At 33.3% G+C, this 20,268-nt stretch carries 26 protein-coding genes; 24 read left to right on the forward strand and 2 right to left on the reverse strand.

Translation table 11 applies throughout. The annotated features are described in order from the left end of the window. The first annotated feature begins 23 nt into the window (after positions 1–23). The 24 genes from WA327_RS11685 to WA327_RS11800 all read left to right on the forward strand — a co-directional run bounded on the left by WA327_RS11685 (position 24) and on the right by WA327_RS11800 (position 18,224). Positions 24–311 (forward strand): hypothetical protein, encoded by a 288-nt coding sequence (locus WA327_RS11685; RefSeq protein WP_336069976.1) that lies wholly within the window; start codon positions 24–26, stop codon positions 309–311. Beyond that, complete coding sequence (locus WA327_RS11690) at positions 312–668, forward strand: M15 family metallopeptidase (RefSeq protein ID WP_336069979.1); 357 nt, start codon at positions 312–314, stop codon at positions 666–668. It abuts the gene before it with no gap. Between the two features lie 25 nt (positions 669–693). Beyond that, a complete protein-coding gene (locus WA327_RS11695) occupies positions 694–1,101 on the forward strand; it encodes a hypothetical protein (protein ID WP_336069981.1) in 408 nt (135 codons plus the stop codon). 10 nt (positions 1,102–1,111) lie between these two features. Then, positions 1,112–1,510: a hypothetical protein gene (locus tag WA327_RS11700; protein WP_336069984.1), complete on the forward strand. Its 399-nt coding sequence runs from the start codon at positions 1,112–1,114 to the stop codon at positions 1,508–1,510. Between the two features lie 3 nt (positions 1,511–1,513). Further along, positions 1,514–2,731, forward strand: a complete 1,218-nt coding sequence (locus WA327_RS11705) for a DUF2586 family protein (RefSeq protein WP_336069987.1) — start codon at positions 1,514–1,516, stop codon at positions 2,729–2,731. 9 nt (positions 2,732–2,740) lie between these two features. Beyond that, positions 2,741–3,154, forward strand: a complete 414-nt coding sequence (locus WA327_RS11710; RefSeq protein WP_336069989.1) for a hypothetical protein — start codon at positions 2,741–2,743, stop codon at positions 3,152–3,154. A 6-nt stretch (positions 3,155–3,160) separates the two neighbouring features. After that, positions 3,161–3,478: a hypothetical protein gene (locus tag WA327_RS11715; protein ID WP_336069992.1), complete on the forward strand. Its 318-nt coding sequence runs from the start codon at positions 3,161–3,163 to the stop codon at positions 3,476–3,478. A gap of 175 nt (positions 3,479–3,653) precedes the next feature. After that, the gene (locus tag WA327_RS11720; RefSeq protein WP_336069994.1) at positions 3,654–5,669 is read left to right on the forward strand and encodes a phage tail tape measure protein; all 2,016 of its coding nucleotides are present in this window, start codon (positions 3,654–3,656) and stop codon (positions 5,667–5,669) included. After that, the gene (locus tag WA327_RS11725; RefSeq protein WP_336069995.1) at positions 5,669–6,325 is read left to right on the forward strand and encodes a DUF6046 domain-containing protein; all 657 of its coding nucleotides are present in this window, start codon (positions 5,669–5,671) and stop codon (positions 6,323–6,325) included. The genes WA327_RS11720 and WA327_RS11725 overlap by 1 nt, the downstream gene beginning before the upstream one ends. Before the next feature lie 16 nt (positions 6,326–6,341). Next, positions 6,342–6,875, forward strand: a complete 534-nt coding sequence (locus WA327_RS11730) for a hypothetical protein (RefSeq protein ID WP_336069997.1) — start codon at positions 6,342–6,344, stop codon at positions 6,873–6,875. A 69-nt stretch (positions 6,876–6,944) separates the two neighbouring features. Further along, on the forward strand, positions 6,945–7,913 hold the full coding sequence (locus WA327_RS11735; RefSeq protein WP_336069999.1) for a hypothetical protein: 969 nt from the start codon (positions 6,945–6,947) through the stop codon (positions 7,911–7,913). Position 7,914: 1 nt separating this feature from the next. Then, positions 7,915–8,424 (forward strand): hypothetical protein, encoded by a 510-nt coding sequence (locus tag WA327_RS11740; protein ID WP_336070001.1) that lies wholly within the window; start codon positions 7,915–7,917, stop codon positions 8,422–8,424. 7 nt (positions 8,425–8,431) lie between these two features. Further along, positions 8,432–8,644, forward strand: coding sequence for a hypothetical protein (locus WA327_RS11745; RefSeq protein WP_336070004.1), 213 nt, complete (start codon positions 8,432–8,434; stop codon positions 8,642–8,644). Continuing rightward, on the forward strand, positions 8,644–8,982 hold the full coding sequence (locus WA327_RS11750; RefSeq protein ID WP_336070006.1) for a hypothetical protein: 339 nt from the start codon (positions 8,644–8,646) through the stop codon (positions 8,980–8,982). Before WA327_RS11745 ends, WA327_RS11750 begins: the two co-directional genes overlap by 1 nt. Further along, the gene (locus WA327_RS11755; protein WP_336070008.1) at positions 8,975–9,262 is read left to right on the forward strand and encodes a hypothetical protein; all 288 of its coding nucleotides are present in this window, start codon (positions 8,975–8,977) and stop codon (positions 9,260–9,262) included. The genes WA327_RS11750 and WA327_RS11755 overlap by 8 nt, the downstream gene beginning before the upstream one ends. Beyond that, positions 9,262–10,128 carry a nucleotidyltransferase gene (locus WA327_RS11760; protein WP_336070010.1) on the forward strand — a complete coding sequence of 289 codons (867 nt, stop codon included), beginning with the start codon at positions 9,262–9,264 and terminating at the stop codon, positions 10,126–10,128. The genes WA327_RS11755 and WA327_RS11760 overlap by 1 nt, the downstream gene beginning before the upstream one ends. Next, entirely contained in the window at positions 10,118–10,582 is a 465-nt protein-coding gene (locus tag WA327_RS11765) for a hypothetical protein (protein ID WP_336070012.1), read from the forward strand. Before WA327_RS11760 ends, WA327_RS11765 begins: the two co-directional genes overlap by 11 nt. Next, positions 10,579–11,400, forward strand: a complete 822-nt coding sequence (locus tag WA327_RS11770) for a phage baseplate protein (RefSeq protein WP_336070015.1) — start codon at positions 10,579–10,581, stop codon at positions 11,398–11,400. Before WA327_RS11765 ends, WA327_RS11770 begins: the two co-directional genes overlap by 4 nt. Position 11,401: 1 nt before the next feature. Continuing rightward, the gene (locus WA327_RS11775) at positions 11,402–13,123 is read left to right on the forward strand and encodes a sialate O-acetylesterase (protein ID WP_336070017.1); all 1,722 of its coding nucleotides are present in this window, start codon (positions 11,402–11,404) and stop codon (positions 13,121–13,123) included. 189 nt (positions 13,124–13,312) lie between these two features. Beyond that, positions 13,313–14,131, forward strand: a complete 819-nt coding sequence (locus WA327_RS11780; RefSeq protein ID WP_336070020.1) for a DNA adenine methylase — start codon at positions 13,313–13,315, stop codon at positions 14,129–14,131. Positions 14,132–14,371: 240 nt separating this feature from the next. Next, entirely contained in the window at positions 14,372–14,818 is a 447-nt protein-coding gene (locus WA327_RS11785; RefSeq protein WP_336070022.1) for a DUF4870 domain-containing protein, read from the forward strand. A gap of 194 nt (positions 14,819–15,012) precedes the next feature. Further along, the gene (locus WA327_RS11790) at positions 15,013–15,354 is read left to right on the forward strand and encodes a PadR family transcriptional regulator (RefSeq protein WP_027880605.1); all 342 of its coding nucleotides are present in this window, start codon (positions 15,013–15,015) and stop codon (positions 15,352–15,354) included. After that, positions 15,351–17,216, forward strand: a complete 1,866-nt coding sequence (locus WA327_RS11795) for a PspC domain-containing protein (RefSeq protein ID WP_336070027.1) — start codon at positions 15,351–15,353, stop codon at positions 17,214–17,216. Before WA327_RS11790 ends, WA327_RS11795 begins: the two co-directional genes overlap by 4 nt. A 189-nt stretch (positions 17,217–17,405) precedes the next feature. Then, on the forward strand, positions 17,406–18,224 hold the full coding sequence (locus WA327_RS11800; RefSeq protein ID WP_336070029.1) for a GIN domain-containing protein: 819 nt from the start codon (positions 17,406–17,408) through the stop codon (positions 18,222–18,224). Between the two features lie 78 nt (positions 18,225–18,302). Here WA327_RS11800 and WA327_RS11805 read toward each other — a convergent pair whose 3' ends face one another. Next, complete coding sequence (locus WA327_RS11805) at positions 18,303–18,881, reverse strand: YceI family protein (protein ID WP_336070031.1); 579 nt, start codon at positions 18,879–18,881, stop codon at positions 18,303–18,305. A 113-nt stretch (positions 18,882–18,994) separates the two neighbouring features. Next, the gene (locus tag WA327_RS11810) at positions 18,995–20,263 is read right to left on the reverse strand and encodes a hypothetical protein (RefSeq protein WP_336070033.1); all 1,269 of its coding nucleotides are present in this window, start codon (positions 20,261–20,263) and stop codon (positions 18,995–18,997) included. Positions 20,264–20,268: the final 5 nt, after the last annotated feature.

Here is a 20,268-nt window from a genome sequence, read left to right on the forward strand (position 1 = left end):
AGGAAGCCTATAATTAACAGCTAGTGGCAGGTATTGAAAACTACTTAGGTGAAATAGTCACTGGTTTAGTGACATCCACCGCAGGATTAGGCGCTTGGTTACACGAGCGTAAACAAAGAAAATTACAAGGACAACAAACGGTAGTAGATCTATATCAAGAAGTTTTAACCGATTTAAAAAATCGTTACGATGAGAAATTTAAAGATATAGAGTCAGAGCTGGAGTCTGTTAAGAAAAATCTAGACTTATGGAAAGGTAAGTATAGATCACTAAAAAAAGAATTTGAAGAGTATAAAGAAAAACATCCGTAAATGGGATTAAGTCAACATCAAAGAGAATTTACATTAAACGTTTCTAAGCTTATACAGTTTGCTTTTAGTAAAGGTATAGAGTTAACGTTTGGCGAAGCTTACCGCACTAGAGAGCAGCAGCTTTTGTATGTGCAGTCTGGTAAATCTAAAACGATGAATAGTAATCATCTTAGGCGATTAGCTGTTGACTTCAATTTCTTTAAAAACGGAAACCTTACTTACAAATTTGAAGACATTAAAGAGATAGGAGATTATTGGGAAAGCTTACATCCTAAAAATCGTTGGGGCGGAGATTGGAATAAAAACGACATCAAAGACGGTTTTATAGACACACCTCATTTTGAGATGAATATTTAAAACCTATTTAAGACACATTTAAAAAATGAAAAACGTAGCAGAAAATTTAGCCATTACCATAATAGCATTAATTGTAGGTGTATTTATTGGCTTTACAATTTCTATAAAAACCACAGAGCGTATTGTAGCTTCTCAAGAAGAAACCATAAGAGAAGCCATACGTAAAGAAACTACTGCTATCAATAACACTGTAAATAATCAATTTGATAAGATCAAGTCTAAAAAAGCAGATCCTGTCAATATCATTATAAAACCTGAAAGCAACAGCGCTATTCAGACTAATAACTCTAACCAGGACTCTACAGATCAAGTACAACCAGATACTGAAGATACTGAAGAAAAAGGGGGCTTTTTTAGCAGGTTGTTTTCTGGTGATCCAGAACGCAAAGCCAAAAGAAAAGCACGTAGGGAGCAACGCAATAACAACAATTAACATAGATATTATGAAACCAGAAAAAGTATTTAAAGCAAATCCATCCTTAAAAGCATACTTCGAGACTAGCGATGGTACAAAGTTTTTCACAGAAAACAATGCTAAAAACCATGCGAAGTCTTTAGAAAATAAGGCAGTTAAAAAAGTAGAACGTGGTGCTGTAGTTTCTAGCGATAACAAGCAAAAAAGCAATACTGCAGATAAAAGCAGTAAAAAAGCAAGTACTGAAGAGCGTATAGCAGCAATTAATGCTTTAGATACAGTTGAAGCTGTAACCGAAGCTTTAAAAGGAGAAACTGCTAAAACAGTAAAAGCTGCAGGAGCAGAAAAAATCAAAGCACTAGAAGCAAGTGCAGCAGGATCTACAGATGATGGATCTACAAGCGAAGACGTTAACGATAACAAGTAAGATATGTTACCAGGATTAAATATAAAATTTACAAACGGCAACATTGGTAATGTAGTCTCTACTGAAGATGGTGTTTTAGGCTTAATTGCCAGCGCTGTTGCAGTAGCAGATACCTTTGAGCTTGACAAAGCCTATGAGGTAAAAAGCATGCAAGATGTTGCAGCTTTAGGCATTACTCCAGATGTAAACAACTACCACCTGTATAAAGCTTTAGAAGAGTTTTATGCTGAAGCAGGAAGCGGTACAAAGTTGTGGCTTATGGGAGTTGCTAAAACAACTACAGTTACCAGTTGGTTTACTGTAAATGTTGGTACAGGTAAAGCACCAGTACACACAATGTTAGATAAAGCAAAAGGAGAAATCTCTGGCGTGTTTACATGTTATGATCCTTCTGAAGCCATAACAGTAGAAAACGGTATGGATGCAGATGTACCTTTAGCAATTGCTGCAGCACAAAAATTAGCAGAAGACTATACCAAAGATAACTATGCGCCTTTCTATGTCATCTTAGAAGCTTATGGTTATACAGGTGTAGCATCAGACTTGCCTGCTCTAACAGAGAGAACAGACAATCGTGTTGCTGTTTTTGTTGGAGAAACAAAAGAACGCACAGGAGACGTGTCTCATAACGGAGCAGCTTCTCAAGTGTTGGCAGGTCGATTAAGCACATTGCAAGTACAAGAAAACGCAGGAAAAGTAAAGCGTGGATCTTTAGAGACTTTAACTGCATTTATTGTAGATGATGCTGTAGAAGATGTAGATGTAGAAGCTTTACATGATAAAGGCTACATCACTTTTAGGACACATGCACGTAAAGCAGGATACTACTTTACAGATGATCCATTAGCAACAGATCCTGAAGAGGATTATAATGGTATTGCTAGACGTAGAGTAATTGATAAAGCTTACCGATTAGCTCATAACGTAGCAAGTGAGGAGATTTTGGAAGATTTCACTTTAACCAATCAAGGTGCAATAGATCCGTTTTACGCAGCAAGTGTAGAAGGAAATATTGAGCGTGAAATTGCTACAAAAATGACGGCTAACGGAGAGCTTAGTGCAAGTCCTACCGATAAAGACGATTTAGGCGTAAAAGCAAAGTTTGATGCTGAAGCTAACGTCTCAACTACAAACAAAATAAACCTAACGCTACAAGTACGACCAAAAGGCTATGCACGCTTCTTTGAGATTGCTTTAGGCTATGGTGTAACCTTAAATTAATAAGTAAACATGGCATTTAATAGTAGAGAATACGAATGGGCTGATGTAACTGTAATTGCAGCAGGTAGAGATATTACTGGAATTAGAGCTATTAAGATCAATCGTAAAGCCGAACGTGAAGCTTTACACGCTAAAGGTAGAAATCCTCACAGTATCCAAACAGGAAACAAAACCTATGAAGGATCTATTACAGTATTGCAAAGTGAGTTAATCGCTTTAGATGATGCTGCAGGTGGAGATGCATTAGATCTAGCATTTGATGTATTAGTAGGATTTGGAAATCCAAGTCTTGGAGATGCGATTACAAGAAAAAGAGCTGTAGGTGTAAGAATAAACGAAATAGACGAAAGCTTAAAACAAGGCGATAAGTTTATGGAGATAGAGTTACCATTTATCTGCTTAAACTGGCAAAACGTAGACTAATATATTATGGGAGCAAACAAAAACATACCATTAGATCAGGTAACACCTGATATGATTGAAGCCTGGAAAGCTAAATACGAAAAGGTTTGGAAATTAAAAGTAGCTGAGAAAGAAGCTATTGTCAGAAATCCAGAGCGTAGTGAAATCAGTTATGCTAGTAAAGTTGGATCAAACGATGCAATGAAGTATAACGAGTATATGCTTAAAACCTGTTGGTTAGCTGGAGACGAAGATATCCTAAACAAAGACTCTTATTTTATTGGAGCATGCGCTCAACTTGAAAAGTTAATTGAAATAAAAGAGTCGAGCCTGGAGGAGCTTTAAAGGCTGCTGAAGTAAGCCCAACAGATCACATCCGAATTAGTAACGCACAACTGCGTTACTATTTCAGGATTGATGATCCAGACAGCCTAAGCGATAAAGAATGGGCTGAGAAAGTTAAAGAACTACAATACATAAGGAAACTAGAAAATCCTGAAGAGCAATAGCTCTACTCTCTATGGATAATACTTTAAACTACATATTACAATTTTCATCTAACGCAGATAAGGTGTCAGCTTCAGTTAATAAGCTTGATAACAACTTAAAGAGCGTAGATGGTCGTGTAAAAGGACTTAGCAAGAATTTTTCCAGCGCTATGGATAAAATCAACTCTAAGTTAAGTAGTATCCAATTAACCTCATTTATTCAAAACATACAATTTGCAGCACAAGGATTAGACTCAATGAGTAATCCTGGTATAAAGCTAAATGCTTCTTTATCCGACCTAGAAGCTATTACAGGTGTTGCAGGTGACAAGCTTAAACAAATAGAAGGTTATGCTAGACAAAACGCTAAGGTTTTTGGTGGCGAAGCTGCTCAAGGTGTAGAGTCATACAAGCTAATCCTTTCACAACTTAATCCTGAAATTGCAAAAGTACCTGAAGCTCTTAATGAAATGGGTAAAAATGTCTCTGTAACCAGTAAACTTATGGGCGGAGATACAGCAGCAGCTACTGAAGTATTGACCACAGCAATGAATCAATACCAGGTATCTACTGAAGATCCAATTAAAGCTAGTAAAGAAATGGCAGACATGATGAATATTATGGCTGCAGGTGCAAAAGAAGGAAGTGCAGAATTGCCACAGATTAAAGCTGCTTTAGAGCAGTCTGGTATGGCAGCAAAAACAGCAGGTGTACAATTTAATGAAGCTAATGGATATATTCAGGTATTAGATAAGGCAGGAAAAAAAGGTAGCGAAGGTGGCGTGGCTTTACGTAACGTTATGGCTACATTATCTCAAGGTCGATTTTTACCAAAAGATGTCCGTACCGAATTACAATCTGCAGGTATAGACATTAACCTGTTAACCGATAAAAGCTTAACGTTATCAGAGCGCTTAAAACCTTTAAGAGCTATTATGAATGATCAGGCATTAGTCACTAAAATGTTTGGTAAAGAAAATAGCAACGCAGCAATTGCCATGATTAATGGTATTGATGAAGCTGAACGATTAACTGCAGCAATAACTGGTACCAATACAGCTTATGATCAAGCAGCAATAGTTATGGAGTCTCAAGCAGAGAAAAATGCGAGGCTTAAAGCTAGAGTTGATGATCTTAAAATAAGTTTATTCAATGCAACTGGTGGCGCTTTAGGATATGCAAAAGTATTAGGAGACATCGCATTTGATGTGTCTAACCTCATCCCAATATTTAGCGGATTTGCTAAGATGATCGGCTTTGTTACTAGCGCTCAAAAAATGCAAGCGTTGTGGACTGGAATTGTAACAGCAGCTACTTCATTATGGACTGGTGTGCAATGGGCATTAAATGCTGCAATGACACCAATATTTATAATTCCTGCAATAATTATAGCGGTTGGTGCTGCTATTGCTTGGGTAATTTCTAAAACTGAAGGTTGGGGTACTGCTTGGAAGTACACCGTTGAAGGTGCAAAACTCTTATTTCAAACTTTTGTAGAGGCAACAAAATTACATTTTAGCTTAGTGGTTAACGGTATTATGATTGGTATTAACAAGATTAAAAAAGGTTGGTACGAGTTTAAAAATGCTGTTGGTATGGGAGACGAAAATGCCAACAATGATATGATTGCTAAGATTAATGCAGATACTGAAGCAAGAAAAAAAGCAATCATAGACCAAGCTAAAAAAGTAAAAGAAACTGCTCTAGCAAGTGCTAACGCATTTAAAAATGCAGCAGGATCTATTACATGGAAAAAAGATACTGAAGAAAGCAGTACTGGTATTACTGCACCAAAAATACCAGGAACAACATCAAACAATTTAACACCAGGTAATAATGGCGGATCTAATGGCGAGCTTGAAAAAACAAACAAAGCTATTGCTACAGGTGGAACTAAAAACACAAGCATACACATCACTTTACAAAGCTTAATAGAACAATTAACTATTAAAGGCAATGACTTTGATGATAGTGCTAAACAGATAGAAACAAAAACTAGCGATGCTCTTTTAAGAACATTAGCATTAGCAACAACAGCAGGATCATAATGGTATTTGATCGTACAGGCATATTATTTAGCAGCTTAGTAGGTAGCAAGGTTACTGAAAGCATACCCCGTTTTAACGCAGTTCAAAACGAGTTAATGAAGCGTGTGTTGCCACCAATTCCTTTTTTACCAAAAACTAATGCAGATAAAATAGCAACGGTTACTGGAGACTATAACGGAAGTGTACATCAAGCAGATGCACCACTACCTGAAGACAGACAGTTTTTTCCGTTCTCATTTGTTGCTGAAGATGGTACCAGGTATTTATTACCATATGAGCCAATGGTTAACATTACAGGTAAAAATACAATTGTAAGACGTAATGTAGCCAAAGCGCAAAACATGATAGGATCCATTAAGGAGCGATGGAATCAAGCTGATTATGAAATAACCATTACTGGTGTATTGATAGGATCAATATTAACTGGTAGTGTAGATGAATGTTTCCCTAGAGAGGACTTTGAACGGCTAAGAGACCAAATGACTGCTCCCAGGTCTCTTACCGTTTATTGTGAGCCATTACAGCTGTTAGGGATTAATCAAATAGTAATAGAAGACTTTAGTTTTCCTTTTACAAAAGGCGAAAACGTACAGGCTTATGAGATTAAAGCTTATAGTGACTTTGCCTACAATTTATTATTAGATATCAATGATTAAAAATATAGAAAATAACATGAAAGCGAGAAGCTGGATTTTAATGTTGCTAATCGGTATGATTAGCTTCACAGGACACTGTAACACACCAGACCTGATCCAAAATTCAAAAACTGAAGTAGTAAAGTCATTAGACTTAGTTGCTCCAGCGTGTGTACAAATAGAAGTGCAGGATTTAATCTGCCAAAACATTGAAACGCAGAATACAGTCTGCAAAAACCTAGTATCAGATGCTAACCTTGTAACAACGTATCGAGTACATCGAGCCGATGGTTATTTTGATGTGAGCATCTATAAAAATGCTAATTGTGAGACAGCTATTACAACCAATTTAGTTAAGGTTGATAAGACAATTACATTTAAATACTTTAATACAACCTATTTATACCAAGTCAAACGACTGCCATACAACAATGATCAATTATTAAAACCTGATTTGTTTGCTACACTAAGCTCCAGTCGGTACAGTAATAAAATCATTGCTGCATTAGATCCTAAATATGTCTTCAGGAAATCTAGAGACGGATTATGTTACCAGGATTTAAATATCTAATAAAACCTATTTAAATAAGATTTAAAAAGCGCCTGATTTTAGGCAGGCGCTTTTTCAAAATAAAACAGAATGTATAACCTAGACTGGTACATAGAATTTAATACTGAAGGTAAGCGCACACAATTAGCATTGTTGGCAGAATGTGACATTATTAGTAGTGTTGACAATCTTACAGATACTGCAGTAATTGTATTACCTGAAGCTGTATTTAATGCTCCTTTAAATTTTGAAAACAAGATTAAAAGAGGTACAAAAGTATTGATACAATTAGGTTATAACGGTGATTTAAAAACCGAGTTTGTTGGCTATATCAATGATATAGTTAACAGTGATAGCTCTTTGAAAATTAATTGTGAAGACGCATTATTCTTGTTTAGAGTTGGTGTTAATGATGTAGAATTAAAGCCTACATCTTTACCAAAAATAGCACAGTACTTATTAGATCAAATAGATGGCTCTTTTACTTTAAACTGTGATTATGATATTGCTTACGAGAAGTTTACCATACATCAAGCAACAGGTTATGATGTACTAAAAAAACTGCATGACGAAACTAAAGCTAATATCTACTTTGATACAGAGAACAAAATACTGCATATCCATCCGCCATACATAGAAAAGGCTGGAGAGGTTTTTTACTCGATGCAAAAGAACATAGAAAATTCAAGTTTAGAATTTAACAACAAGTTAGATGCTAAAGTTGAAGTGACTATTGAAAGCACCGATTTAAAAGGCAACGTGCAAAAGGTTGTATCTGGTACCACAGGTGGAGATAAAGTGACTTTAAAAGTTGGTAGTATGAGTAAGGCATCTATGCAGCGCATAGCAGATAATGAAGTGATTAAAAGAAGTGCTGCAGGTTATGAAGGTAGCTTTGATACCTGGTTAATTCCTTTTGTAAAGCCTACCTATTCTGCAAGGATAAAAGATGAAGAGTATCCTGATCGTACCGCTTTTTATTATGTAAAGAGTGTAAATACAAATATCTCTGAAGCTGGTGGTAAGCGCACCATCACACCAGGACTAAAATTAAGTTAGTATGGCTGGAGATAATGTGCAAGAGATTAAGCGCTTATTAAAAGAGATTGTTGGTGCTAATCCTAATCTACCAATAAAAGCAACAGTAGTATCTGTACAAGCAGAAACTGTAAAGGTGAAGCTTGAAGGTGGACTGGAACTAACAGATGTAAAGTTAAGCGCTACCATAGACGAAAGTGACAACTATTACAAGCTAACGCCTAAAGTTGGTACTAAAGTTTTACTGATCAGTCTAAGTGGAGATCTTGATAACCTTTGTGTTATTAAAGTAGATGAATTAGAAAAATTTGAGTTTAAACAAAACGGACTGGAGCTGCTATTAGACAGTACCGATAAAAAGGTAAAACTGGCAAATAACAACACAAGTTTAAAAGAGTTGTTTGACGATTTAAAACAGTTGTTATCTCAGTTTAAGGTTTACACTCCAGCTGGTCCAAGTGGTACACCTTTGCCACCAACGATTACAGCATTAGAACAATTAGAAATTAAAGTGGATCAGCTTTTAAAATAGATTTAAAATGGCATTAAATAAAACAGCATTAAAAACCGAGATTGTTGGTATTATGACTGATATGTTGCAAAGAGAAAACACCTCTATTGAAGAGTTTGCAACACGTTTAAGCGATGCTATTGATGACTATGTAAAAGAAGCAGATATTATTTATACCACAGGATTAACAAGTGCTACAGGAGGTGCTGTGACAGGAACGTTTGAAGGTAATTTGGAATAATGAAAGATTACGCAATACAAATAGTAGACAGTGAAGATGATGGTGTCTTAATGGATCTAAAAATAGATGTTGTTAAAGATGCTACTGGATTAATCACAAGTGGTTTGGTTGTAGGTAACACATTACAGCAAAATAAAGCGCTGTTGTTATTGATACACCCTAACGATTTAAAAGACAATCCTACTATTGGAGTTGGTATAGAGGACTTATTGTTGAGTAGTGATTTATTAGAGTACCGACATAAGATTAGAGAGCAGTTTGCTAGAGATGGATTAAAGATTACTAAGCTTGATTTATACAGCTTAGATAAAATAAATATTGAAGCACATTATGAGTAATGTAGTTAAACAAGGACAAAGTTTTGTAGACAAAGTTGTAGAGCTTACAGGAAGCTTTGAAAACGTTGTGGCTATGGCTGTACTTAACAACAAAAGCATTACAGATCATTTAACCATTGGCGAGCAGATTAACGCTTTTCCTGCTACTAATAAACGTGTAGCTTCTTTTTTTAATAAATACAATGAGCCTGCTACAGGATTAACAGTTGCACAAGTAGCAAATGAAGGTAGTGATGGCATTGGAGATATGATTATTGGTACAACATTTATAGTTGAATAATGAGAACATACACAGAAATAAAAAACAGTATTACACAAAGCTTCATCACTAAACCAGAGATAATTGAAAAATATGGGCTAGTTGATGGTCAAACTTTTGAAGCACAATTTAGCCTGGTATCTTTTGAAAATATTTTGTTTAGTGTGATTGCTGGAGTTGTTTACACTTTAGAGGTGTTTTTTGGAGAGCATAAAAAAGAAGTAACAGATCAACTTTATGATCAAAAAAGCGGACGTTTACCATGGTATCGTAGTATGGCTTTAAAGTTTTTATATGGTTTTGATTTGTTACCAGAGTCTGATGAGTTTGATATTGAAGGTGCTACTGCAGAACAAATAGCAGCTGCACAAATTATAAAATATAGCGCAGTAAATAATAGCGAGATACCAGGACAGATTGTTATAAAAATAGCAACTGAAACTAATGATGTTTTATCTCCTGTAACAGCTCAGCAAAAGGAAGCTGTAGAAGCTTACTTTGAGGAGATTAAATGGGCTGGTACTTATGTAACCATTATTAACTACTTACCAGATATGCTGTATTTAAATTTAAAAATACAACGAGATCCTTTAGTGATTAATGAAGACGGTGTAAGCATTTTAAATGGTAACAAGCCAGTAGAAGACGCTATTAAAGAATTTTTAAAAGAGCTGCCATTTAACGGAGAGCTTGTGTTGGCGCATTTAGTAGATAAGTTACAAGCGGTTGAAGGTGTTATTATTCCAACATTACTACAAGCCTCAAGTAGTTGGATAGATGCCACTATTGATGATTATGGAACGCCAACAGTTATAGATATTAAAAGAATACCAGTATCAGGATATTATGAGCCTGCCAACTTTGATAACATAGAATATGTGGTCTAGATTAAACATAGAAACTTTTGGTATAGGCAACTATGTAAAAGCATTACGTCTACCATTACATAAGGCATTTTTAAAGTCATTATTAGCGCCTTTAGTATTGCTTTATGATGATTGGTATAGAATGCGCCAGGATCACTTATATAAACTAAAGCATAATGCACAGATATGCTACTTTCAAAAGAGTTTGAATGATAAGTTTGATAATGAGTTAAGACGCATTTACATAGGTAATGGTAATGCATTTGATCCTGAATACATTTATACACCAGGAGAAGAGCAACCAAGGTTTTTAGGTACTATTTTTTTATACAGCTCTGATGACTATGCCGATACTGGTGTGGATTACATTGTTTATGTGCCTGCAGAAATAGTTGCAGAGCAAATATTTGCATTAAAAGCACACATTGAATTTTATAATGAAGGCGTAAAACGCTACAAAATAGAAGAAATATGAATCATATAAATTTTGATCAAACAGGCGGTTATAGATTAGAAACCGAAAGCTTGTCTAAGCTGCAAACCAACCTAAAGATTTTTGAAGCTTTAGGAGAGATTGTTGGCGAAAAATCAATTATTAAAGGTTGCAATGTTTTAGGTAACACCACAACAGATGGTTATATCTATTATAATGGTGAGCTTTTAGAGTTTGTAGGTGGTCAAACACAAACTAACATCATTATAAAAGAAGAGGTTACTGATTTGCTATTTGAAGACGGTCAACAAAAACCGACTTTTTATAGACGTTATGCCACTTTTGGAACTGGAGCTGCACAAGTACCATGGAGTGAGTTTGTAAGAGCTTATCCTTTAAGATCTGCTTTATATATTGATAAGATTGATATGTATGCAGGAAATCCAACAGAGTTACCTGAAGGTTGGTACTTATGTGATGGTCAAAATGGTACTGTAGATTTAAGAAAGCGTTTTATAGTTGGTTATGATCCAACAGATCCAGACTATGATGCTGTAGGAAATACAGGAGGATCTAAAGAGGTTACACTAACAGAAGCACAGTTGCCTAGCCACAGTCATACTGGTAATACAAGTACATCAGGTGAGCATACACACACAACTCAAAACAGTAATAGTGATGGTGGATCTGGTAAGCCAGCAACAGGAAGTGAGCCACCAGAAGGAACTGGATATCATACAACAAATCCATCAGGTGACCATAACCATAGTTTAAATATAAATGATACAGGTGGTGATCAACCACACGAAAACCGACCACCTTTTTACACATTAGCATTCATACAATTTAAAGGCATATAATATGGCAATAATTAACACAAATAATTTAAAACAGTACTTTTTAACAGGATTAAAACCTACTCAGCAACAATTCTGGAATTTAATTGACTCTTTTAGACACAAGAATGATCCAGTACCAGCATCAGAGGTAAGTGGTTTACAAGGCTTATTAGATCAAAAGTTAGATGCAGAGCTTTATGTAGGAAAACCAATACATAAAAATTATGAAAACATTACTGCTTTAACATCAGATCAAAGCAGTCAAATAGAAGGTTATTTTTACGGTATAGAAGACGCAACAGGATTTCAAAATATAACTAATGGAAGAGTAACAGTAAGTTATAAAGGCACTACAAATGGAGATGAAACTGATTATAATTTAGAATGGAAAGAAACTAGTGGTGAATTAGTTTTAGTTTTCACAGGTCAATCTAATATGAACTGTATCGTTGAAGGTCAAACTGGTGGAGGAGATACAGAAATTAATCCAAACGTAGAAGTTTGGGATGACCAACAAAATGAATGGGTTGTAGCTGATTTAGATTTATATCCTTTTGGTGAACGTGTAAGTGTTGGAGGAAATGATATAAGCGGAAATAATAATATTGCTTTTCATACAGCAAAAAGAATCCAAGAACGTACAGGTAAAAAAATAAAAATATTATTTAAAGCTTTTTCTGGTACATCTATTGATAGTTGGAGGTTAACGAATACAACACATGGTGCATGGGATTTGCTTAGTGGAATTATAACTGATAGTGGTGTAACTAAACTAGATGGTGTTTTTTGGTTTCAAGGAGAAGCAGATAGTAATACAGCAGCGGCTTTAAATGAAAATTACTCTAATAAATTAATAGAATTAATAACACAATTTGAAGACTCTGGAATATCAGTACCAAATTTACCATTTATAGCAGCAGAATTAGATAGTCAGTACAGGTTAAATGATGTTTTTTATCGTTATCCAGAATATTTAAAATACATAAATAAAAAGTATTTTACAGTTATTAAAACAGAAGATTTACCAAGATTAGATACTATACATCTTACAGGGCAATCAATTGTTAGTGCTTCTTATCGTTACGCAGATGCTTTTGGTAGTTTACCTATTCAAATTAATGATGTAACAGATTATTATTCAAAATCCTTAGATACTAATGGTGCTTTTATAGATCCTAATCTAAGATATGTTGAAGTAGATATATCTTCTGCTTCTAAAAATTTCACACTACCAAAATTAGCTTATTATAATAAATTAACTATAAAGGTTATAGGTACAAGTAATTTAAATTTTGCAAGAATAAATACACAGCCAACTGAAACTTACGATGATGGTACTACAACAAAAATTGATTTGTATGGTATTGGTACAGAAGTCACATTAATATCAACAAAAGAAGGTCATAAAGTTGTAGATGAAATCATAAAAGATCAAACTACAAGAGAAATTACAGGCGCTTCAACGGTTACAAATTTAACTTTCACTAAATATTCTCCTAAACATGTAGTTGTTGATGGTAGTGATACAGGTAATGTAAATATTACACTTCCACAGCATGAAGATGCAAAAGAGTTTTATATAGAAAGGGTAGCAGGAACAACTAACAATGTTAATTTATTAAATGCTTCTGGTGCTGAAATTGATAATGGTGGTACATATTTTACTATTCCAGATGGGAATTTAATTAGAGTTTATTATTCTGAAAGCGCATCATTATATCGTTGGCAAACAATTAACAATTAGAAAATTTTTAATCTATAAAAATAAAAAGCCCTCGCCTCTGTAGTTGTAGTTTCTCAGGCGTACAACTAAAGTAAAGGTGCCATAACACCACGACAAGGACAGTAATGTCTTAGTCTATTGGTGTTATGGCACCTTTGTTATTAATAAGCCTGAGAAGGCACAAAAATAGATAAAAAAGAAATATTTACAATGAAAACACCTACTAGTTATTATGGCGGAAAGCAAAACTTAATAAGCACAATACTGCCTTTAATACCAAAGCATACAACCTATACAGAAACCTTTGTAGGTGGTGGTGCTATCTTCTGGGCAAAACCAAAGAGTGAGGTTGAAATAATTAATGATTACAATAGAGAGCTGATTAATTTTTATGAATGTGTGCAAAATGAATTTGTTGAGCTTGAAAAAATGGTAAGAATTAGCCTGCATAGTAGATCCTTACATAACGATGCTACAGTTGTTTATAATAATCCGCATATGTTTAGTAGAATAAAGCGAGCTTGGGCTGTTTGGGTTTTGGCTGCTCAAAGCTTTAGCAGTATGCTAGACGGATCCTTTGGCTACGACAAACAAAAAGGAACTACAAGCCAGAAGATTACTAATAAACGTAATGATTTTACTGTAGATCTATCAATACGAATGCAAAATGTACAGGTTGAGTGTACAGACGCATTAAGAGTTATTAGAAGTAGAGACTATGCAGATGCGTTTCATTATTGTGATCCGCCTTATTTTAATAGTGATTGTGGACATTATGATGGATATACAAAAGAAGACTTTGAAAGCCTTTTAAAAACGCTTAAAAACGTTGAAGGTAAATTTTTATTAAGTAGTTATCCTAGTGACATTTTGAAAGATTATACAAATGATTGCAATTGGAGTGTAATACAGTTAGAGCAACAGGTTAGTGTTGCAAATGGAACTGGTAAGCCTGGAAAGAAAAAAATAGAAGTGCTAACTGCTAATTATGATTTGAGTAATCCTAGAGATAGTTTAACTTTGTTTTAAATTGGTTTTAAATCCTTTTTAAAACTTGATTATTAGATACATATTAACTGCGTAAAATTGTGGGCATTTCGTTTTTAAAAAGTGTGCATTTCGATTTTGCGATTATATTTTGGCTAAATTATTGAAAATAATCCACAACTCAACATGTTAATAAAATGTTAAATTATAGTACTTTGTATTGCATAATACCTTCTTTTAGATATATATTTGCATAAGAAACTATTATATACTTTTAAAATCATGCTTACTAATCACCAAAAAAATCTAGCAACTATAATTCATTTATCGACATTTAGTCGCTTTATTATTCCGTTTGGAAATTTTATTGGGCCAATTGTTTTATGGTTGACAAATAAAGAAAAATCTGATTTTATTGATACACATGGTAAACAGGCTATTAATTTTCAGATTAGTATTTTACTATATACCATGATTTTAGGATTATTATTTGTACCGTTTTTCTTGTTTATTGTGTTTAGTCATTTAGATTTTTTTGAAATTAACACCTTTGACGGTTTACATATTAGTTTAAATGAACCTTCACCTCTATTTATCTTAGGTGGTAGCTTAGGTTTTGTAGCAGTAATTGGATTTATTTTAGAAATCATTTTTATAATAAACGCTAGTATAAAAGCTAAGGATGGCGAATTTTATCAATATCCGTTTAGCATTAATTTTATTAAATAAAACATGAAACAGTTTTTAAAAATCAAGATAGCAAGTTAGCCTGCGTTAGGGATTGAGCAATTGTTGGAGCACATCTTTGATTGCGACTTGCGAAAGCCCGACCCGATAGGGTAACGCCATAAAATAAGAATTATCAATTTCATCAAAAATAATCATCAAAAAATGAACAGTTTAACAATAAATCTCATAAAAATATGAAGATAGAAAATACAAAAGCACAAATGCGAAAAGGTGTGTTAGAATACTGCATACTGTCTGTCTTAAAGGATGAAGACGCTTACGTTGCAGAAATTTTAGACACTTTAAAAGACGCTAAGTTGTTAGTAGTTGAAGGGACAATTTACCCATTATTAACACGACTAAAAAACGCTGGCTTACTAAGCTACCGTTGGGAAGAGTCTACTTCTGGTCCGCCACGTAAATACTACGGACTAACAGAAACTGGACATATCTTTTTAAAAGAATTAACCCAAACTTGGGACGAATTACAAAATGCAGTTAACATAGTAACACAAATTAAATCAACTAAAAAATGAATAAAACAGTCAACATAAATTTAGCAGGTATATTCTTTCATATAGATGAAGATGCATACTTAAAATTACAGCGCTATCTTGAGGCTATAAAACGTTCATTTACTGACTCTCAAGGTCGCGAAGAAATTATATCTGATATTGAGGCTAGGATTTCGGAATTATTTACAGAACGCATGAAGACCGAAAGACAAGTTATTGGTAACAAAGAAGTTGAAGAGGTTATTGCAATTATGGGACAACCTGAAGATTATCTTGTTGATGACGAGATTTTTGAAGACGAACCTTCTAGCAAAACTAAAAACACTTACAGATCTAGCAGTAGTAAAAAACTATACAGAGATACAGACAACTCTTATATTGGTGGTGTATCTGCTGGTTTAGCCCATTACTTTGGTATTGACGCTATTTGGATACGTTTAATCTGGATTTTACTTGTGTTTGGTGCTGGTACTGGTGTATTCTTGTACATTTTACTTTGGATTTTGGTACCTGAAGCTAAAACAACTGCAGAAAAGCTTACCATGACTGGTGAAGCTGTAAATATTAGTAACATTGAAAAAAAAATTCGTGACGGATTTGATAGCGTAAGCGAAAATGTTAAAAATATAGACTTTCAAAAACATGCAGATAAGCTAAAAGAGGGTTTTGAGCATGCGTCGGATAACATTAGTGATTCTGTAAAACGCATACCTACAAATAAAATTAAAGACAATAGTAAATCTTTTTTTGACGGTTTAGGTAATCTTATTAAAGGTGTTTTTAAAATCTTTGCAAAAATCATAGGACTATTTATTGTCTTAGCAACCATAGCTGGTACAATTGCATTAACCGTTGGATTAATTATAGGTTCTTTTTTTGATAGTAATATCCATTTTTTAGACAGCGACTTAATGGAGTTATCTACCACTAGCGGTATGTCTTTTGAGCTATTATCAATCTTAATCTTTATTGTATCAGTAATTCCGCTTATATTTTTATTCTACTTAGGTTTAAAAATATTGATTTCTAACTTAAAACCATTAAGTAACGTTGCTAAGTTTACATTACTAGGTTTATGGCTTTTATCTTTAATAGGACTAATTACTATATCAATTAACCAAGGTCTAAGTTACAGCGAAAAAGCGCCAGTAATTATTAACGAGAAGATTGAAACTATTAAAAGCACAGATACTTTAGTTGTAGCAATGAAAGGTAATGATCATTTTGCTGGAGATTATTATAGACGTTATCATAATTTTAGAACTGGTTTTGATGAAAACGGAGAAAAGGTAACTTTTTCTCAAGACATAAGAGTAAATATTAAATCTACTAGTGATAGTGTTGCAAAAATTAAAGTCTTTAAATCTTCTAGAGGTAGGACTTTTGAAAGTGCAAAAGAACGAGCAAAATCTATTGAATACAATTATAGTGTTAATGATAATAAACTAGAATTAGATAATTATTTTCTAATACCAAACACAGAAGCTAAACGTGATCAAAAAGTAGAAATTACCGTTTACTTGCCAGAAGGAAGCGTAATTTACAACAACCCTAATACAGAAAGTTTTATAAGCTACAGTAGTTTTGATGGCTATTTAAGAGAAAATACAGGTCATTATTTTAAGATAGAACAAAACAATGCAACTTGTTTAGATTGTCCTGAAGACCAAGATGAAGATGAAGATGAAAACGAATTAAAAATTAACGTAGACTTAGATGGAGAAACCTCTAAAATTAAATTTAATGAAGATGGTTTTGAAGCCAAAGGTGAAAACTTAAAAATCAAAATAAACGATACTGTTTTTGATGCAAGTACCAAAAATGTAAAAGTTATTATAGATGATGAAGAAGGTATAAACATCACAAATAATAAAAAAGAATAACCACCAATCAATCAATCAATCAAAAAACATCAATTATGGTCGCATTAATCGAATATATAATTAATACCATTATAGATATTTTAGTCTAAAACAACCATTATTAACCACTAAAAGTAGCTACCATCTCAAACAAAATAAAGTTTGGGATGGTTTTTGTTTATATTTGCCCGTAACAATATTATTATAAAAATGAACAAACCAATACTTTTAGTTTTATGTGTATTAATGTCTACTTTATCTATCGCCCAAGATAAAGTAAAAGGTAGCAGAGTATTATCTACTAACACAACAGATATTAACCCTTTTAACAGACTATTACTAACCGAAGATTTTGAGGTGAAACTGGTAAAAGCCGAAACTGCTGCAGTAAAAATAATAATTGACGAGAACCTGCATGATTACATAAAAATCATCGATAAAGACAGCACACTTACCTTAAAAACAACAGCAAAATTAAGATTTAAAAAACAAGAAATTACCGTATTTTATACAGATGCTTTAAATACTATTGAATTGAAGGAAGAAGCAGAAATATTCTCTGAAAATAGTCTAAAATTTAACGATTTAACTTTAGTTACTTCAGATAACTCTAGAGCTTTTTTAACTGTTGAATGTACAATGATTAAACACATAAATGAAGGTAAAGCACGAAATAAACTAAACATTACTGCAGATAATGTTACTTTAGAGTTAAACGGTGACAGTAAAATTGAAGCATTAATTAATGCCTCAAAAATTGAAGCAGATTTACTAGAAAGTGCAGATGCACAAATAGAAGGAGACGCTAAAGACTTAGACTTAAATGTTGATAATTCTTCTGAATTTAACGGAGAAAAACTTAGCATTAAAGACATAAACATTACAACTCTTAATCGTGCAGAAGCTAAGGTAAATGCCTCTAGTGACCTCAACATAAATGCTTCTGGCACTTCTGAAATTGAAATTTATGGTAGTCCAAAAATCAATATAGAATCTTTTGAAGATAATGCTATTTTAAAGAAGAAGTAATTGTTAAGATTAACGTATAAAAAAAAGGTGTTTAAACAAGTTTAAACACCTTTTTTAGTTTGATAGTTAGTTGATTATTTACTTTTGGCCAAAACTTAAATTAAAATTTATTTCAATTTCATTAGAAACAACTATTAAACCTAAAGCTTTTTTAGGTGCTTCTAGACCAAAATCTGTAATATCCAATTTTAATTTTCCCCATACACAAAGCTCTTCTTCATCTTTAATAGTTACAGGTAAAGTGTAAGATTGTGTTTTACCTGCAATAAAGATTTCAACCTTTGCTGTTACTGTGTTTTCTTTTTTATTGGTTTTATTTATTTCTTTTAAATGAAGTTTAATTTCTGGATAAGTTTCGGTTTTTAAAAGCTTATTAAAATCTTTATTTATAGCCTTACTTCCGCAGTCAAAACATTGATTATCTAACACCAATTTGGCTTGATCAAAGACTAATTTGTTGTCTTTAATTTGATAATAAAGCGGTATTGGATTTTCTATTTGTTTTAAATTAAAATCGCATTTAAAACTGTTAACGTTGGTTTTTCCTTTAATCAACAGTTCGCTTTTTGGTAAGATTACAACCGAGGTATTGTTAACCATAACTTTAGTAAAAGCCAATGTTGAAAAAATAACAAGTATAAAAATTAACTTTTTCATGATTACAATCCTGATTTTTTAAATTTACAAAACAAACCTCAAATTTCATGAGGTCTGTTTTGCAATTTATGTAAATTAAACTAATTCAAAAATATTACAATAATTCTTGTGTATTAGAAGCTAATTGCTGCTTCTACCATTAATCCTTTAAATTCTCCTTCATCATATAATCCTCCTGTAAAACCATCTCCGTCATAAGTTTGGTTTACGTATTCTGCTTTTAGTAAGATGTTTTTAGTCATAAACCATCCAGCTCCTACTTGGAATCTATCTATATTTACATCTCCTCCTACTTCTTCAGAGTCTACTGTGTTATATCTAGCTCCTAAGTACACATTTTCTTTTTCTCCAAAACGATACACTACTTCTCCTGCGTATTGCATTGTGTTTCTTGTATCTGTATCTCCTGAAGATTTACCTGTAGCGCTTTCTACAGTTCCGAAAAACTCTAACCCTTTATACTTAACAAATGGGTTAAACATAATTGCTGTTATACTATTTTTAAAACTTGGTGCAAAACGTCCTGATCTAAAATTATCTGATGTAGCAGATTCTGCTTGCATCACGTTATAATATCTAGATCCTGCACGATCTGCAGAATATAAATATAAGTTTGGTACATATCCTGTGTTATATAAAGATCCTGTTAATCTAAATCTAAAGTCTTCGTTAAACTGTTTGTCGTATCCTAACTTAGCTAAGAAAGAAGCTCCACCAGTCATTCCTGAAGCATTTTCTTCTACAGATTGGTTTAATTTTCCGTTAGAGAAACCTAACATACCGATAAATCCATTTCTTCTATAATAAACTTCTGCACCAACTTCTGTTGTAAATGCATCCATTATTAAATTACCTACAAATGGGTTGTGAATAGATTGAGCATTATCTGTTCTTCTAAAGTGTGCATCACCATAGTTGTTTTCCATATGTCCAATCTTAATTGTAGTGTATTTCATTAAATCACTTAATAGACCTTCATCTATAAAATCTAAGTTATCAATTTGGAAGTAACCACCTTTTACATATGGCTCATTGTGATGTCTAGAAGATAAATAAGTTCTTAAATGCATTCTCACACCTTTAGCTAAAGCTACATCTAAATCTAAGTTTGCTGTTGCAAGGTTAAAGTTGTAACCAATTCCTGCTAATGGTACTGCATCAGAATTGTAATGGTCTAAAGCTTGATATTGTAATGTTGATGCACCACCAATTCTAACTTTTACGTTTTCAAATGTAGATAAAGTATCTTTTGGTGCTTCAAATACATTAATACCGTTTTTATCTGGTTGTCTGTAATTATCTAAGTTTCTGTTTTGCGCAAATACGCTTAATCCTGATAGCATTAAAACTACTATTAATGCATGTTTAAATATTGATTTCATTTTGT

The sequence above is a fragment of the Mesoflavibacter sp. CH_XMU1404-2 genome (assembly GCF_037029465.1).
In the GTDB taxonomy this organism is placed as follows: domain Bacteria; phylum Bacteroidota; class Bacteroidia; order Flavobacteriales; family Flavobacteriaceae; genus Mesoflavibacter.